Annotated in this window: 14 protein-coding genes and 1 pseudogene; 8 read left to right on the forward strand and 7 right to left on the reverse strand. The window is 72.9% G+C overall.

Going from position 1 to position 14,093, the window contains the following annotated elements; translation table 11 throughout:
• Window positions 1-744: 744 nt before the first annotated feature.
• The 4 genes and pseudogenes from HUN58_RS19790 to HUN58_RS19800 all read left to right on the forward strand — a co-directional run bounded on the left by HUN58_RS19790 (window position 745) and on the right by HUN58_RS19800 (window position 3,297).
• Window positions 745-1,014, forward strand: coding sequence for a hypothetical protein (locus tag HUN58_RS19790; RefSeq protein ID WP_208745696.1), 270 nt, complete (start codon window positions 745-747; stop codon window positions 1,012-1,014).
• Window positions 1,015-1,158: 144 nt separating this feature from the next.
• Window positions 1,159-2,247 carry a M23 family peptidase gene (locus HUN58_RS20830; protein WP_254631572.1) on the forward strand — a complete coding sequence of 363 codons (1,089 nt, stop codon included), beginning with the start codon at window positions 1,159-1,161 and terminating at the stop codon, window positions 2,245-2,247.
• On the forward strand, window positions 2,244-2,441 hold the full coding sequence (locus HUN58_RS20835; RefSeq protein WP_254631573.1) for a M23 family metallopeptidase: 198 nt from the start codon (window positions 2,244-2,246) through the stop codon (window positions 2,439-2,441). The genes HUN58_RS20830 and HUN58_RS20835 overlap by 4 nt, the downstream gene beginning before the upstream one ends.
• A 71-nt stretch (window positions 2,442-2,512) precedes the next feature.
• Window positions 2,513-3,297: pseudogene (locus HUN58_RS19800) on the forward strand (exodeoxyribonuclease III).
• Between the two features lie 307 nt (window positions 3,298-3,604).
• Here the strand turns inward: HUN58_RS19800 and HUN58_RS19805 are convergent.
• On the reverse strand, window positions 3,605-4,528 hold the full coding sequence (locus HUN58_RS19805) for an AEC family transporter (RefSeq protein WP_180225724.1): 924 nt from the start codon (window positions 4,526-4,528) through the stop codon (window positions 3,605-3,607).
• A gap of 103 nt (window positions 4,529-4,631) precedes the next feature.
• Here HUN58_RS19805 and HUN58_RS19810 point away from each other — a divergent pair, with 103 nt between their 5' ends.
• The 3 genes from HUN58_RS19810 (at window position 4,632) to HUN58_RS19820 (ending at window position 6,656) form a co-directional block, all read left to right on the forward strand.
• On the forward strand, window positions 4,632-5,225 hold the full coding sequence (locus tag HUN58_RS19810) for a nitroreductase family protein (protein ID WP_180225725.1): 594 nt from the start codon (window positions 4,632-4,634) through the stop codon (window positions 5,223-5,225).
• Window positions 5,226-5,447: 222 nt separating this feature from the next.
• Entirely contained in the window at window positions 5,448-5,849 is a 402-nt protein-coding gene (locus tag HUN58_RS19815; RefSeq protein ID WP_175325143.1) for an acyl-CoA thioesterase, read from the forward strand.
• Between the two features lie 48 nt (window positions 5,850-5,897).
• A complete protein-coding gene (locus HUN58_RS19820) occupies window positions 5,898-6,656 on the forward strand; it encodes an HAD-IIB family hydrolase (RefSeq protein ID WP_180225726.1) in 759 nt (252 codons plus the stop codon).
• A gap of 126 nt (window positions 6,657-6,782) precedes the next feature.
• Here HUN58_RS19820 and HUN58_RS19825 read toward each other — a convergent pair whose 3' ends face one another.
• Together HUN58_RS19825 and HUN58_RS19830 are read right to left on the reverse strand one after the other, a co-directional pair.
• Window positions 6,783-7,406 (reverse strand): phosphoribosylanthranilate isomerase, encoded by a 624-nt coding sequence (locus HUN58_RS19825; RefSeq protein ID WP_180225727.1) that lies wholly within the window; start codon window positions 7,404-7,406, stop codon window positions 6,783-6,785.
• Between the two features lie 40 nt (window positions 7,407-7,446).
• Entirely contained in the window at window positions 7,447-8,526 is a 1,080-nt protein-coding gene (locus HUN58_RS19830; RefSeq protein WP_180225728.1) for a serine/threonine-protein kinase, read from the reverse strand.
• Between the two features lie 174 nt (window positions 8,527-8,700).
• Here HUN58_RS19830 and HUN58_RS19835 point away from each other — a divergent pair, with 174 nt between their 5' ends.
• Window positions 8,701-8,904 carry a DUF2945 domain-containing protein gene (locus HUN58_RS19835; protein WP_180225729.1) on the forward strand — a complete coding sequence of 68 codons (204 nt, stop codon included), beginning with the start codon at window positions 8,701-8,703 and terminating at the stop codon, window positions 8,902-8,904.
• A 4-nt stretch (window positions 8,905-8,908) separates the two neighbouring features.
• On the opposite strand, the gene HUN58_RS19840 is transcribed toward HUN58_RS19835, so the two are convergent.
• From HUN58_RS19840 to HUN58_RS19855, 4 genes are all read right to left on the reverse strand, one after another.
• On the reverse strand, window positions 8,909-9,637 hold the full coding sequence (locus HUN58_RS19840) for a DedA family protein (protein ID WP_231050024.1): 729 nt from the start codon (window positions 9,635-9,637) through the stop codon (window positions 8,909-8,911).
• A 280-nt stretch (window positions 9,638-9,917) separates the two neighbouring features.
• Window positions 9,918-12,014 (reverse strand): fructose-specific PTS transporter subunit EIIC, encoded by a 2,097-nt coding sequence (locus HUN58_RS19845; protein WP_180225730.1) that lies wholly within the window; start codon window positions 12,012-12,014, stop codon window positions 9,918-9,920.
• 85 nt (window positions 12,015-12,099) lie between these two features.
• Window positions 12,100-13,110: a 1-phosphofructokinase family hexose kinase gene (locus tag HUN58_RS19850; RefSeq protein WP_114850283.1), complete on the reverse strand. Its 1,011-nt coding sequence runs from the start codon at window positions 13,108-13,110 to the stop codon at window positions 12,100-12,102.
• Window positions 13,107-13,895 (reverse strand): DeoR/GlpR family DNA-binding transcription regulator, encoded by a 789-nt coding sequence (locus tag HUN58_RS19855; protein ID WP_114850284.1) that lies wholly within the window; start codon window positions 13,893-13,895, stop codon window positions 13,107-13,109. The genes HUN58_RS19850 and HUN58_RS19855 overlap by 4 nt, the downstream gene beginning before the upstream one ends.
• Window positions 13,896-14,093: the final 198 nt, after the last annotated feature.

The following is a 14,093-nucleotide window of genomic DNA, read 5'->3' on the forward strand; positions in this document are numbered from 1 at the left end:
CGCGATGCTCGGCACCGCGGTGCTCGTGCTCCGTGCCGTCCGGACCGGTCGGGCGTCCGTGACCGGGCTCGTGGTGCTCGTGCTCGTCGCGGCGTGCACGACGGCGTCGAACCCGCTGTACGTGCCGTGGTCCGCGGCGCCGGTCGTCGTCACGCTCGTGCTGCTCGCCGCTGCACGACGGCTGCCGTGGCGCCCGGTCGCCCGGTTGTCCGGGGCGCTCGTCGCGGGGTCGGTCGTCGGGTACCTGCTGCGGATCCCGCTCCGGCCGTTCGTCTCCCTGGACCCGTCGACGTACGTGCACCCCGAGCACGCAGGCGGGACGCTGGGGCCTGCTGCTCCTGTTCGCGGGCGTGCTGCTCGCCGCGGGCGGGACGGTCTGGGCCTGGCGGGTCCGGACGTCGCGCACCGTGCTCGTCGCGACCGCGCTGCCGCTCGTCACGGTCGTCGCGGTGTCGGTCGGGGTCGTCGTCGCCGGGTCGGACACCCCGCGGTACCTCGAGCCGATCGTCACGGCCCCGCTCCTCGCGCTCGTGGCGGTCGCCGAGCTCACCCGCACCGCCGTCCGGACGACCCGCGTGCACCGGCCCCGCCGCGGGCTCCGGCTGACCCTGGCGGTCGCGGCCGCCGCGGTGCTCCTCGCCGGGGTCGCGACCGCGCCCGGCACCGTCTCGGCCGTCGCGCACGCCCGGTACGGCTCGGTCTCGTGGGACCGTCCGACCGCTCGCCGCCTACGCCGCGTCCGACGTGCAGCTCCTGCAGGTGCGGGACACGTTCGACGCCTACCCGTGGCTCGTCGACCTCGGGGCCTACCGGGACGCCCGGCCGACGTTCGTCGTGATCGGGGCGAACGACGTCTGGACCACCGCGGTCGAGGACTCGCTCGGCTCCCCCGCGTCGATCATCCACTGCACCGGGTACGACGTGTACGACTACGCCGGGACCGCCGGCGCGGCGGTGCTGCGGCGGGACGTGGTGGGGAGCGCCGACGTGATCCGGCGCGAGCGGGGGTTCTGAGCGGGCGGCTGGCGTCCGCGCGTCGGCGTGCGGCGCGTGCCGTGCGGCGCGTGCCGTCCGTCGTGTGTCGTTCGTCCATCGGACTTGTCCACAGCGGCGCGCCGTCGGACCGGGATGCCTGAACGGATGTATAGGCTCGACTCCGTGACTCGTCCCACCAACGGCCGCATCCCCCGCACGTCCCTCCGGTTCCGCCTCGCCGCGACCGGACTGGCGCTCGCCGGCCTGCTCGGGACGGTCCTGCTGGACGCGCCGAGTGCGAGTGCCGCGAAGTACCCCTCGTGGGACGACGTGATGGCCGCCCGCGGGCAGGAGTCCGCGAAGCAGGAGCAGATCACCACGATCCGGGGCATCATCGACGGCCTCGCGACCCAGGTGCAGGAAGCCGAGGCCGAGGCACAGCGGCTCGGCGACGAGTTCTACGCCGCGCAGAGCGACGCGCAGGACGCCGCCGAGAAGGAACAGAAGCTCCGTGCCGACGCCGAGGAGCACGCGAAGGTCGCCGAGCAGAGTGCCGCCCAGGCCGGGCAGCTCGCCGCGCAGATGGCCCGACACGGTGGCGCCGACGTCACGGCCTCCGTGCTGTCCGGCGGCGAGTCCGCGCGCGACCTCCTCTACGACCTCGGTGCGCTGAGCAAGCTCTCCGAGCAGTCCGAGCGGGTCGAGGCCGCAGCGACCGCGGACGCCGCCGTCGCCCGCTCCCTCACTGCGCAGGCCGACCGGGCCTCGGCGGAGCTCGACCGGCTCGCCGCCGCCGCGCAGGAGCGGATGGACGCCGCCCAGGCCGCGGCCGACAAGGTCCAGTCGGCCTACACCGAGCAGCAGGACAACAAGGCCCGGCTCGACGCCCAGCTCGCGACGCTGACCTCGGGGCGGGTCCGGACCGAGGCCGAGTTCGCCAAGGGCGAGGCCGAGCGCAAGGCCGCGATCGAGAAGGCCGCGCGCGAGGCAGCAGCGGCCCGCGCGCGCGAAGCAGCAGCCGCGGCAGCTGCCGCGAACAGCGGCGGCGGTGGCGGCGGTGCTCCCGCGCCGAGCGGTGGCGGCGGCGGCAGTGTGGGTTCCGGCTCCGGCACCGGTTGGGTCCGTCCCGCCGGCGGCTACGTCATCAGCCCCTACGGCTACCGCGTGCACCCGATCACCGGGCGGGTCACCAAGCACGACGGGCTCGACCTGACGTCGGCTGGTACGGCGGGTACGGCAACTACGTCCGGATCAACCACGGCGGTGGCGTGAAGACCGCGTACGGGCACATCGTCAACGGCGGCTTCCGGGTCTCGCCTGGCCAGCAGGTCTCGGCCGGGCAGCTCATCGCCCTCGTCGGCTCGACCGGCAACTCGACCGGGTGCCACCTGCACTACGAGGTCCACATCAACGGCGCCACGACCGACCCCGCGCCGTTCATGGCGGCACGGGGCGTCGGCTTCTAGCCCGCGGTTCGTCGGCTTCGAGCACGCGGTCGATCGGCCCGCGCTCCGGCGGCACCGGTAGGTTCGATCCCATGCGCGTCGCGACCTGGAACGTCAACTCCGTCCGCACCCGAGTGGGCCGGATCGTCGACTGGCTGGTCCGCGAGGACGTCGACGTCCTCGGCATGCAGGAGATCAAGTGCAAGCCCGAGCAGTTCCCGGTGGAGGCGTTCGAGGCCGCCGGCTACCAGGTCGAGGCGCACGGCCTGAACCAGTGGAACGGCGTCGCGTTCGCCAGCCGGCTGCCGATGGAGGACGTCACCCGTGACTTCCCCGGCCAGCCCGGGTTCCTGAAGGGCCACGAGGGACCGGACCTGCCCGTCGAGGCCCGCGCGATGGGCGTCACCGTCGACGGCGTCCGGCTGTGGAGCCTCTACGTCCCGAACGGCCGCGAGCTCGGCGACCCGCACTACACGTACAAGCTCGACTGGCTCGAGCAGCTGGCCGACCGGACGTCCGAGTGGCTCGAGGCCGAGCCGGAGACACCCCTCGCGCTGATGGGCGACTGGAACGTCGCGCCGCTCGACCGGGACGTCTGGGACGTGGCCGTGTTCGAGGGCGCGACGCACGTCAGCGAACCGGAGCGTGCGGCGTTCCGCGCGTTCGAGTCCCGCGGCCTGCAGGACGTCGTCCGCCCGATCGTCCCCGAGGGCTACACGTACTGGGACTACAAGTCGCTCCGGTTGCCGACGTCACGGTCGGCGCGACCATCCACCGCGACGAGCGGAAGGGCGACGCCCCGAGCGACCACGTCCCCGTGTCGGTCGACCTGGACCTGGAGACCTCGCTCGACGACGACCGCCCGATGATCTTCTGACGCGTCCCCTCTCGCCCACCTGCTCCCACCGCGAGCGGGCAGGACACGCCGCCCGCGTCGCGCCCCGCGGGCGCAACACGCCGCCACGGGCCGCCGAGCGGCCCAGATGTGGCACCTTCGCGACCTCGCGACGGACGGGAGGCACGGTGCCAGCCCGCCCCGCGCCTCCAGTCCGACAGTCCCCACCCGCCACCGCGAGCGGGCAGGACACGCCGCCCGTGTCGCGCCCGGCGGGCGCAACACGCCGCCACGGGCCGCTGAGCGGCCCACATCTGGCCCACTCGGCGCCGCCGCCCGGGCGCGCACGCTACGGGTGCAGCACCGCCGCGACCACGACGAGCACCGGCACCGCACCGATCGTCGAGACGAGCACGACGTCCCGCGCGACCGGGACCGCCGCCTGGTACCGCTGCGCGTAGTTGAAGACGTTCTGCGCCGCCGGCAGGGCACCGAGCGTCGTGAGCACGAACACGTCCTGCTCGTCGAGCCGGAACACGAGCCGGGCGACCACGAACGCCACGAGCGGCATCACCACGAGCTTCAGCCCGGCGGCCACGAGCACGTCCGCCCGGATCGCGGGGTCCCGCAGCGGGGTCGCCCCGTGCAGGCTCATGCCGAAGGACAGGAGCACCACGGGCACCGCGGCGGCCCCGACGAGGGCGAACGGCTCGAGGACCGGCGTCGGGATCTCGATCCGGAGCGCGGAGCACACCAGACCGAGCAGCGACGCGATGATGATCGGGTTGCGGAAGGGTCCGGCGACCCGGCTCCGCCAGGTGCCCCCGGTGGCCGTCGCCGCGTCGAGGACGGTGAGCGCCAGGGGTGCGAGCACGACGAGCTGCAGCAGGATCACCGGGACGACCGCGGTGGCCTGGCCCAGGACGTAGACGGCGACCGGCAGCCCGATGTTGTTCGCGTTCACGTAGCCGGAGGCCAGCGCCCCCACCGTCGTCGTCGCGACCGAGCGCCGGAGCACCAGGCGGAAGACCAGCACGGCGACGAGCGCCACCGTGACGGCGCTGATCAGCGAGACCCAGAGCATCGGCGACACCAGCGTCTCGATGTGCGCCGTCGCGATGGTGTGGAAGAGCAGGCAGGGCATCAGGACGAAGAAGGCGAGCCGGCTCATCACGAACTGGGCGTGCGGGCCGAGCAGCCCGGCGCGACCGACGACGTACCCGGCGGCGATGATCGCGCCGATGATCGCGAACCCGGTCAAGACGCCACCCATCGCCTCCATCCTGTCAGCCCGGTCCCGGACGGACGACCATGTGACTGCTCACAGACGCGCTCGGACGGGAAATGCGCGACGCATCGGTACCGTTGCACGCACCATGACCTCGACGCCCGACACGCTCACCCGTTCGACCGACTCCAGCCAGCCGCTCGTGCCGCTCCTCGAGGAGCGTTGGAGTCCCCGCTCCTACGACGAGACCGCCACCGTCACCGACGCGCAGCTCGACGCGCTGCTCGAGGCCGCCCGCTGGGCCCCGTCCGCGATGAACCACCAGCCGCGCCGCTTCGTCGCCGGCCGCCGTGGCACGGACACGTTCCGGAAGATCAACGACAACCTGCTCGGCTTCAACGCCGCGTGGGCGTTCCGCGCGAGCGCCCTCGTCGTCGGTGTCCTCGAGACCGTGACCGAGGACGGCGACGAGCGTCCGTTCGCGCAGTACGACCTCGGCCAGTCCCTCGCCGCGCTCACGGTCCAGGCGCACGCCGAGGGCCTGCACGTCCACCAGATGGCGGGCATCGACGCCGAGGGTCTCCGGGCCGCGTTCGACCTGCCGGAGCGCTTCCGGCCGTACACCGTGACGGCGATCGGCACCGTGGCGGACCCCGCGCAGCTCGGCGACCAGGCCGCGGAGCGCGAGGTCGCGCCGCGCACGCGGCTCCCCCTCGACGAGGTCGTCCTCGTCAAGGAGTAGTCGACGAGCGTCGGACCAGTCCGCCCCCGTGGAGCGCTCCAGCGCCACGGGGGCGTACCATGTCCGGACATGGATCAGGACACGACACCGGACCCCACGCAGGACTCGACACCGGACCCCACGCAGGACACGACACCGGACCCCACGCAGGACTCGACACCGGACCCCGCGCAGGACTCGACACCGGCCCCTGGCCAGGACCCCGCCGAGCCGGCCCCGGAGATGAACTTCTACACCCGCAAGTGGGTCCGCCCCGAGGACCTCAACGCCAACGGCACCCTGTTCGGCGGCAGCCTGCTGCGCTGGATCGACGAAGAGGCCGCGGTGTACGCGATCATCCAGCTCGGCAACGGCAAGGTCGTCACGAAGTACATGTCGGAGATCGTCTTCGTGTCCTCGGCGAGGGAGGGCGACATCGTCGAGATCGGCCTCGTCGCGACCCGGTTCGGCCGCACCTCGCTCACGATGCGCGCCGAGGCCCGGAACCTCTTCACGCACCGGAGCATCTTGACCATCGACGAGGTCGTCTTCGTGAACCTCGGCGAGGACGGCAAGCCCGCCCCGCACGGGTACACCGACATCACCTACGCGCGCGACCGGGTGCCCGCGACGCACCGGGCCTGACGACCGCCCGCACCGGCGGAGCACGACGGATCTGGCAGGATCGAGGGCATGACCACGCCCCGCCTCGTCGCCTTCGACCTCGACGACACCCTCGCGCCGTCGAAGTCCCCGCTCGACCCGCGCATGCTCGAGACCTTCGCGTCGCTGCTCGCCACGGTCCCGGTCGCGGTCATCTCCGGCGGGAACTTCCAGCAGTTCGAGCAGCAGCTCGTGACGCCCCTGAGTGCCCGCGACGGACTCGTCCTCGACGACCTCCACCTGCTCCCGACCTGCGGCACCGCCTACTACCGCTGGTCCGGGTCGGACTGGGCGCTGCAGTACGCCGAGGACCTCACCGACGACGAGAAGTCCCGTGCCCTCGCCGCGGTCGAGACGCAGGCGAAGGCCGCCGGGTTCTGGGAGTCGGAGACCTGGGGTCCGATCCTCGAGGACCGCGGGTCGCAGATCACGTTCTCGGCCCTCGGCCAGTCGGCCCCGGTGGACGTGAAGAAGCGGTGGGACCCGACCGGCGAGAAGAAGGACCACCTCCGCCGGCTCGTGCAGGCCGAGCTGCCCGACCTCGAGGTCCGCTCCGGCGGCTCGACGAGCGTGGACATCACCCGGAAGGGCATCGACAAGGCCTACGGCATGCGACGCCTCGCCGAGCTCACCGGCATCGCCCTCGACGACGTGCTGTTCGTCGGGGACCGCCTCGACCCCGAGGGCAACGACTACCCGGTCAAGGCGCTCGGCGTCCCCTGCCACGCGGTGGAGGGCTGGGAGGACACCGACGCGTTCCTGACGGAGCTGATCCCGACGCTGCGCTGAGCGTGCGCTGACGCGCACCGGACGGACGGGAGGCACGTGGCGGGCCCGCCACGTGCCTCCCGTCCGTCATCCGGTCACGTCCGCGACGCGGCTCGATCCGACGACGCCAGGCCCGGCTGGGTCCGCTCAGGGGATGCTGCGGACCGCCTCGACGAAGGAGCGGATCCGCGCGACGTCCTTGACCCCGCGCTCCGACTCCACACCGCTCGACACGTCCACGCCGTCGGGGTCCAGGGCCTGGACCGCGGCGGCCACGTTCGCCGGGGTGAGCCCTCCGGCGAGGATCCACGCCTCGTCCACCTTCCCCGCGATCGTCGCGGGGTCGACGAGCCGCCCGCTACCCGGCACGGCGGCGTCGAGGAGCAGCAGGTCGTGGTCGAAGGCCGCGCGCTGCTCGGGCGTCTCGCGCAGGAAGTCGTCGGCGGCGACGGCCCGGATGGTGAAGAACCCGGCGTCCCGCGCACGGGCGAAGTCACTCGCCGACTCGCCCCCGTGCAGCTGCAGGGTGGTGAGCCCGACCTCGGACGCGATGCCGACGATCTCGTCGATCTGCTGGTCACGGAACACCCCGACGGCATCGATGCCCTCCGGCACCCGCTCGACGAGCTCCTTCACGAGGTCAGCCGTTACGGTGCGGGGGCTGCCGGCGGCGAAGACGAACCCGACCGCGTCGGCACCCGCGTCCACGGCGGCGTCGACGGTCTCGGGCGTCGACAGACCGCAGATCTTGATCCAGCGCTGGTCGCTCATGGACCCATCCTGCCAGGGACCTGGGTCGTCGGAGGCCGGGTCAGTGCAGGGTGCCCGCGATGTACGCCGCGGTGCACGCGGCGAGCACCCCGAAGGCCGCGAACGACCCGACCAGGACGTTCCGACGACGCCAGCGCCGGACCGCCGCGAACGTGCCGCGCCGTGCGTGCCGGTGGGCGGCGCGGTGCATCTTGTGGTCGCGCTTGTGCTTCGTCCGCTCCGGGCCGAGGGGCACCGGGCCGGTGATCTGCGTCGACCCGCCACGGAGCGCGTTCGCGACGGCGACCGCCGTCGGACGGCGGGCAGGGTCGCGGTGGGTCATCTTGGCGAGCAGGTCGTGCCAGTCCGGACCGACCGAGTCCGGGACCTCGGGGTCGTGCCGCAGCCGGGCGAGGGCAGCCTCGATCAGGGTGCCCGAGTACTCCTGCTTGCCGGTCAGCGACTCGAGGAGCACCAGGCCGAGCGAGTACACGTCGGTCGCGAAGCCGATCGGCTCCCCCGCGACCTGCTCCGGGCTGAGGTACGCCGCGGTGCCGATGATCGTGCCGTCGTTCGTCAAGCGGGAGCCGTCGACGAAGTGCGCGACGCCGAAGTCGGTGAGCTTCACGGCACGGGCGAAGCCGGAGGCGCCCTCGTCGTTGATGAGGATGTTCGCCGGCTTCACGTCGCGGTGCACGATGCCGCGCGAGTGCACGTACGCCAGGGCGTCGGCGAGCTGCGCCCCGAGGTCGGCGACCTCGTAGTTGTGCAGCGGGCCGCCCGCGAGCCGGCGGAGGAGCGTCGTGTCGGCGATGAGCTCCATCACGATGAAGCGGTGCGGGCCGTCCCCGAACTCGTGGGTGCCGGCGTCGTACAGCGGCACGAGACCCGGGTGCGACAGCATGCTGAGCAGCCGGATCTCGCGCTCCTGGCGGACCCGGTCGGCCGTCGTCATCGAGTCCGGCGTCGCGAAGAGCTTGACCGCGACCGCACGGTACGTGTGTTCGTCGCGAGCTTCGTAGACCGACCCCATGCCGCCCGTGCCGATGAGCTTGACGAGCCGGTAGCGGCCCGCCAGGACCGTGTCGGCCCGCGCGCTGTCGACCAGGGTCATGCTGTACTTCGATCCGTCGGGAGTCATCGGGTTCCGCGGCAGACGCCGGCAAGGTGACTCACGGTCAACGGTACGCGTCCCACCTCGGATCCGCGGTGCCGTTACGACATCGTGATGGGGGACAGATCCCCGTGGATCCGCGGAACTGCGGGGGTAGCGTCCGGGTTCCCGGAGAGCCCGGGACTACGCAAGGAGGACATCGTGGCGCTGTCGAAGGGCGACGAGGTGCACTGGAACACCTCGCAGGGCAAGACGACCGGCAAGCTGGTCGAGAAGAAGACGAAGGACTTCACGTTCGACGGGCAGGACTGCAAGCCGACGGACGACGACCCGTACTGGATCGTCGAGTCGGAGAAGTCCGGCAACAAGGCCGCGCACAAGGAGTCGGCCCTCACGAAGAAGTGACCGCTCAGTCGTTCGCGGGTGCCGCACGTCGGCGCCCGCGATCGGCGCGTTCCGCCCGGGCACGCCGGACCCGTCGCACCACGAACGTCACCACGACGACGGCGATCGCGACGTAGAGCACCCGGTCGATCCACTCGGTGTACTGCTCGACCTTGTCGTACTGGGTCCCGAACGCCGCTCCGAGCAGCACCAGGCCGCTGTTCCAGATGCCGCTCGCGATGATCGTGAACACCGAGAACGTGCCGAGGTGCATCCGGTCGGCGCCCGCCGGCAGCGAGATCAGGCTCCGCACGATCGGCACGAACCGGCCGAAGAACACCGCGCTCCTGCCGTGCCGGTGGAACCAGTCCGCGGCCTTGCGGAAGTCGTCCTCGTCGACGAGCGGCAGCTTCCCGAGCCAGCGCACGGTCCGTTCGAACCCGATCACCGCGCCGAGCCAGTAGAGCACGAGCGCGCCGAGGTACGACCCGAGCGTCGCGAGCAGCAGCACGAGCACGAGGTTCATCCGCCCGGCTCCCGCCAGGAACCCCGCGAGCGGCAGGATCACCTCGGACGGGATGGGCGGGAACACCGTCTCGACGAAGAGCATGATCGCGACGCCCCACTCGCCGAGCGCGTCGATGACCTGCAGCACGAAGCCGGAGAGGCCACCGAGGTCCTCGGTGCCCGCCTCCTGACCCGCACTCCTGGTCGAGGCGGGCAGGGTCGGCGGCAGCGTGAGGGCGGTCGTCATGGGTCCACTCTGTCTGAGCGTCCTGCCAGGAGTCAGCACGCCACCTGAGCGCGAGCCGAGTGGGCGTGGTGCCGACGCGCTCGGCGACGTGTCGCCGAGGTGCCACGACTCGCCGCTGCGTGGGCGCCCGGGTGCGACGGACGGCCGCTCCGGACCGCGAGGTACCGGAATTCCGGCACCTCGACGCACAGGGCGGGCAGGGCGGGAACGGGGGTGCGGCAGACGGACGGGAGGCACGGTGCCAGCTGGCACCGTGCCTCCCGTCCGTCAGGGCGTCGCGTCAGACCGCAGCGGGCGCGCGCTGGCCGATCGTCTCGCCGGCCACGGCCGCCTGGTCGGCGGCCGCCGCCTCGGCGGCGGGTGCCTTGCGCACCCACTTCTTCAGGCCGACCAGGACCAGCGCGGACACGACCGTGCCGGCCACGATCGCGACGATGAACATCGCGACGTCCCCGATGGCGAAGAACACGAAGATGCCGCCGTGGGGTGCGCGGGAGGTCACGCCGGCCGCCATCGAGATCGCACCCGTGACCGCGGCACCGATCATCGACGCCGGGATGACGCGCAGCGGGTCGGCTGCGGCGAACGGGATCGCGCCCTCGGAGATGAACGACGCACCGAGCAGCCACGCGGCCTTGCCGTTCTCGCGCTCCGGCTTCGTGAAGCCCTTGCGGTACAGGACGGTCGAGGCGAGCGCCAGGGCCAGCGGCGGGACCATGCCCGCGGCCATGACGGCGGCCATGATCTCGAACGGGACGACGTTCGTGGCGGTCCCGGCACCGAGCCCGGCGACGGCGAACGAGTACGCGACCTTGTTGACCGGGCCACCGAGGTCGAACGCCATCATCAGGCCGAGGATCACGCCGAGCAGGATCGCCGAGGCGCCGTTGAGCGAGTTGAGCCAGTTCGTCAGCTGCGTCATGAGCCAGGCGATCGGGCCGCCGAGCACGAGGAGCATCAGGCCGGAGGCGATGATCGACGCGAAGAGCGGGATGATCACGACGGGCATCAGGCCGCGGAGCCAGCGCCAGGTCGGGATGCGCCCGATCCAGTACGCGGCGGCACCGGCGATGAGACCACCGACGAGCCCGCCGAGGAAGCCGGCGTTCATGAAGACGGCGATCGACCCGGCGACGAAGCCCGGCGCGATGCCGGGGCGGTCGGCGATCGCGTAGGCGATGTACCCGGCGAGTGCGGCGACGAGGAACCCGAGGGACACCCCGCCGATCTGGAACGCGGCGGCGCCGAGGTAGTAGCCGAGGCCCTCCGGCGGCAGGTTGAGCAGCGTGTAGTTCGTCAGCGTGTACACCGCGTTGTTCTGCCCGGAGTCCCCGTGCGGCAGCGCGATGGCGTAGCCCGCGAGCAGGAAGCCGAGCGCGATGAGCAGACCGCCGCCCGCGACGAACGGGATCATGTAGCTGACGCCGGTGAGCAGCCAGCGCTTGAGCGCCTGCCCGAAGTGCTCGTCGGCCTTGTTCGACTCGGCGGTCGTCGCAGCCCCGCCCTGCACGCGTGCGGCGTGCGGGTCGTCCGCGGCGCGGAGGGCCTCGGCGATCATCTTGTCCGGCTCGTCGACACCGCGCTTGACCGGTCCGGACACCAGCGGCTTGCCGGCGAAGCGGTTGCGGTCGCGGACGTCCACGTCGACCGCGAACACGACGGCGTCGGCGCGGGCGATCAGGGCGGGGTCGAGCGGCTCGACCTGCGAGGAGCCCTGCGTCTCGACGTGCATCTCGGCACCGGCGCGCTCGGCGGCGGCGACCAGGGCGTCGGCGGCCATGTAGGTGTGCGCGATGCCGGTCGGGCACGCGGTGACGCCGACGATGACCTTGCGGGCACCCGAGCCCGTGGTGGTGGGGGCCGGGGCGGCGGCAGCGGGCGCCGGGGCGCCGACACCGGCCTCGGCGACCTCGCCGCCGACCTCGCGCTGCACCAGGTCCACGACGTCCTGCGGGGTCGCGGCCGCGCGGAGCGCCGCGGTGAAGTCGTCGCGGATGAGGGCACGCGCCAGGGTCGACAGGACCGTCAGGTGGTCCTTGTCCGCACCCTCGGGCACCGCGATCATGAAGACGATGTCCGCGTCGCCGTCCGGCGCACCGAACGGCACCTTCCGCGCCAGGCGGGAGAACGCGAGCGTCGGGCTCGAGACCGAGGCGGACCGCGCGTGCGGGATCGCGATGCCGCCGGGCACACCGGTGCCGACGCTCGCCTCGCGCTTGATCGCGTCCTCGGCGAGGGCGCTGCCGTCGGCGGCACGGCCGGTGGCGGCGACGCGGTCGGCGAGCACGCGGATGACGTCGGAGGACGTTCCGCCGAGGTCCTCGTCGAGGCCGACGAGCTCCGCGCTGATGAGGCGCTGCGTCGTGTCTGCGGACATGGGGTTGCTCCTTTGCAGTGGCGCCGAGGCGCGGGCATTGCTGTTCGGGGGTGGTGCTGCGAAGTGGTGGTGCGGTGGGGGTCGGTCAGGCGATCGGTGCCGGGACCTGCGTCGGGTGCAGGGTCCGGACGGTCACGCTGCCGGGGTCGGTGTGGTCGAGGGCCGGCACGTCGCTGCCGGGGAGCGCCGCGGCGGCAGCCCCCGTGGCGACGGCCTGGGCGAGCCGCTCGGCGGGGGTCGCACCGGCGACCTCGGCGAGCAGGTAGCCGGCGAGCGAGGAGTCCCCCGCGCCGACCGTCGAGCGCGCGACGATGCGCGGTGCGGCGGCGGCGAAGGCGCCCTCGTCCGAGACGAGCACGGCTCCGGCGCTGCCGAGCGTGAGCAGGACGGCGTCGACGTGCTTGTCGCGCAGGCGCTGGGCGGCCACCGCGGCGGCGTCCGGGTCCTGCTCGTACGCGTCCGGCTCCCCGCCGACGACCTCGGCGAGCTCCTCGGCGTTCGGCTTCACCAGGTCGATGCGCTCACCGGACTGCAGCAGCGCGGTGAAGGGCAGACCGGACGAGTCGACGGCGATCCGGACGGTGTCCCCGTGGCGCTGGCGCACGGCGCGGACGAGCACGGCGAGCGCGTCGTCGGGCAGCCCGGGCGGCAGGGAGCCGGCGAACACGACCCAGCGAGCGGCGGGCCCGGTCGCGGTCGGTCCGGCGGCGTCGGCCACGAGCGCGGCGAGGTCGTCCAGGCGGCCGGCGAGCGAGGGGCCGGGTTCGTTGAGCTTCGTCGTCGTGCCGGTCGGCTCGGTCACGGTGACGTTCGAGCGCAGCGGGGCGCCGATCGGGAGCGCCGCGGTCGGGATGCCGCGGGTCGCGAGGCCGAGCAGGACGGGGTCGAGCTCGTCGCCGGGCAGGACGGCCAGGGTGTCCCCGCCGCTGGCGACGACGACCCGCGAGACGTTGACGCCCTTGCCGCCGGGCTCGGCCGTCGTGTGCACGGCGCGCTGGACGGCGCCGCGGTGCAGCTCGCCGGCGAGCTCGATGGTCCGGTCGAGGGACGGGTTGGGCGTCACGGTGACGATGCGGGTGCTGGCGGTGCCGTTCATGCGACCACGACCTCCACGTCGGCGTCGGCGAGCGCACCGGCGAGGTCGGCCGGGGGCTCCTGGTCGGTGACGAGCGTGTCGATCTCGTCGAGGCGGGCGAAGCGCATGAGCGCCTCGACGCCGTGCTTGGCGGCGTCGGCGAGGACGACGCTCCGGCGGGCGGCGAGCACGTAGGCGCCCTTGACGCCGGCCTCGTACTCGTCGGGCGTGCTCAGGCCGAAGCCGGCGGACAGGCCGTTCGTGCCGACGAAGGCGACGTCGGGGCGCAGGCCGGCGATCTGCTCGACGGTGGCGGTGCCGACGGCAGCGCTCGTGACCCCGCGGACCCGGCCGCCGAGCAGGTGCAGCTCGACGTGCGGGCTGTGCTGCAGGGTGGCGGCGATCGGGACGGAGTTCGTGACGACCGTCAGCGTGGCGCCGGGGGTCGCGGGCTCCCACCGGGCGAGTTCGGACGCGACGGCTGCACAGGTCGTCCCCGCGTCGAGGGCGATCGAGCCGGTGAACGTCGCGGGCACCAGGCGCATCGCGGCGCGGGCGATCGCCGACTTGGCGGGGCCGTGCTGCCCCTCGCGCTCGGCGACGGTGAGCTCGACCACGCTGGAGCGTCCGACCGGGACCGCTCCCCCGTGCACCCGGCGCAGGACGCCCGCGGTCTCGAGCAGGTCCAGGTCGCGGCGGACGGTCTCGGTGGTGACGTCGAAGTGGTCGGCGAGGTCGGCGACGGAGACCCGGCCGGCACGCTGCAGCTGCGCGGCGATCGCGTCGTGGCGCTCCGTTGCGTACATGTCCGAACTCCTTCGTTCCCGTTGGTTTCGAGAACGATACGACGCTGAACCACAGGAACGCAACTGTTCCAACGCAGAACAAACAGGCGGGTGGATGTGCCCGGTTCGGCTGCCTGTGCGGCGTACCGGCGCCGCGGGTGCGGGGTCCCGTCCCGGCCCGCGTCGGAGCGACACCGGGCGGACCCGATGACGCTCCGA

Source organism: Curtobacterium sp. Csp1, from assembly GCF_013347185.1.

Coding starts and splice junctions, on each gene's coding strand:
- HUN58_RS19805 (WP_180225724.1), bottom strand. CDS start 4,528: ATGGGTGGCGTCTTGACCGGGTTCGCGATCATCGGCGCGATCATCGCC.
- HUN58_RS19810 (WP_180225725.1), top strand. CDS start 4,632: ATGACCTCGACGCCCGACACGCTCACCCGTTCGACCGACTCCAGCCAG.
- HUN58_RS19815 (WP_175325143.1), top strand. CDS start 5,448: ATGAACTTCTACACCCGCAAGTGGGTCCGCCCCGAGGACCTCAACGCC.
- HUN58_RS19820 (WP_180225726.1), top strand. CDS start 5,898: ATGACCACGCCCCGCCTCGTCGCCTTCGACCTCGACGACACCCTCGCG.
- HUN58_RS19825 (WP_180225727.1), bottom strand. CDS start 7,406: ATGAGCGACCAGCGCTGGATCAAGATCTGCGGTCTGTCGACGCCCGAG.
- HUN58_RS19830 (WP_180225728.1), bottom strand. CDS start 8,526: ATGACTCCCGACGGATCGAAGTACAGCATGACCCTGGTCGACAGCGCG.
- HUN58_RS19840 (WP_231050024.1), bottom strand. CDS start 9,637: ATGACGACCGCCCTCACGCTGCCGCCGACCCTGCCCGCCTCGACCAGG.
- HUN58_RS19845 (WP_180225730.1), bottom strand. CDS start 12,014: ATGTCCGCAGACACGACGCAGCGCCTCATCAGCGCGGAGCTCGTCGGC.
- HUN58_RS19850 (WP_114850283.1), bottom strand. CDS start 13,110: ATGAACGGCACCGCCAGCACCCGCATCGTCACCGTGACGCCCAACCCG.
- HUN58_RS19855 (WP_114850284.1), bottom strand. CDS start 13,895: ATGTACGCAACGGAGCGCCACGACGCGATCGCCGCGCAGCTGCAGCGT.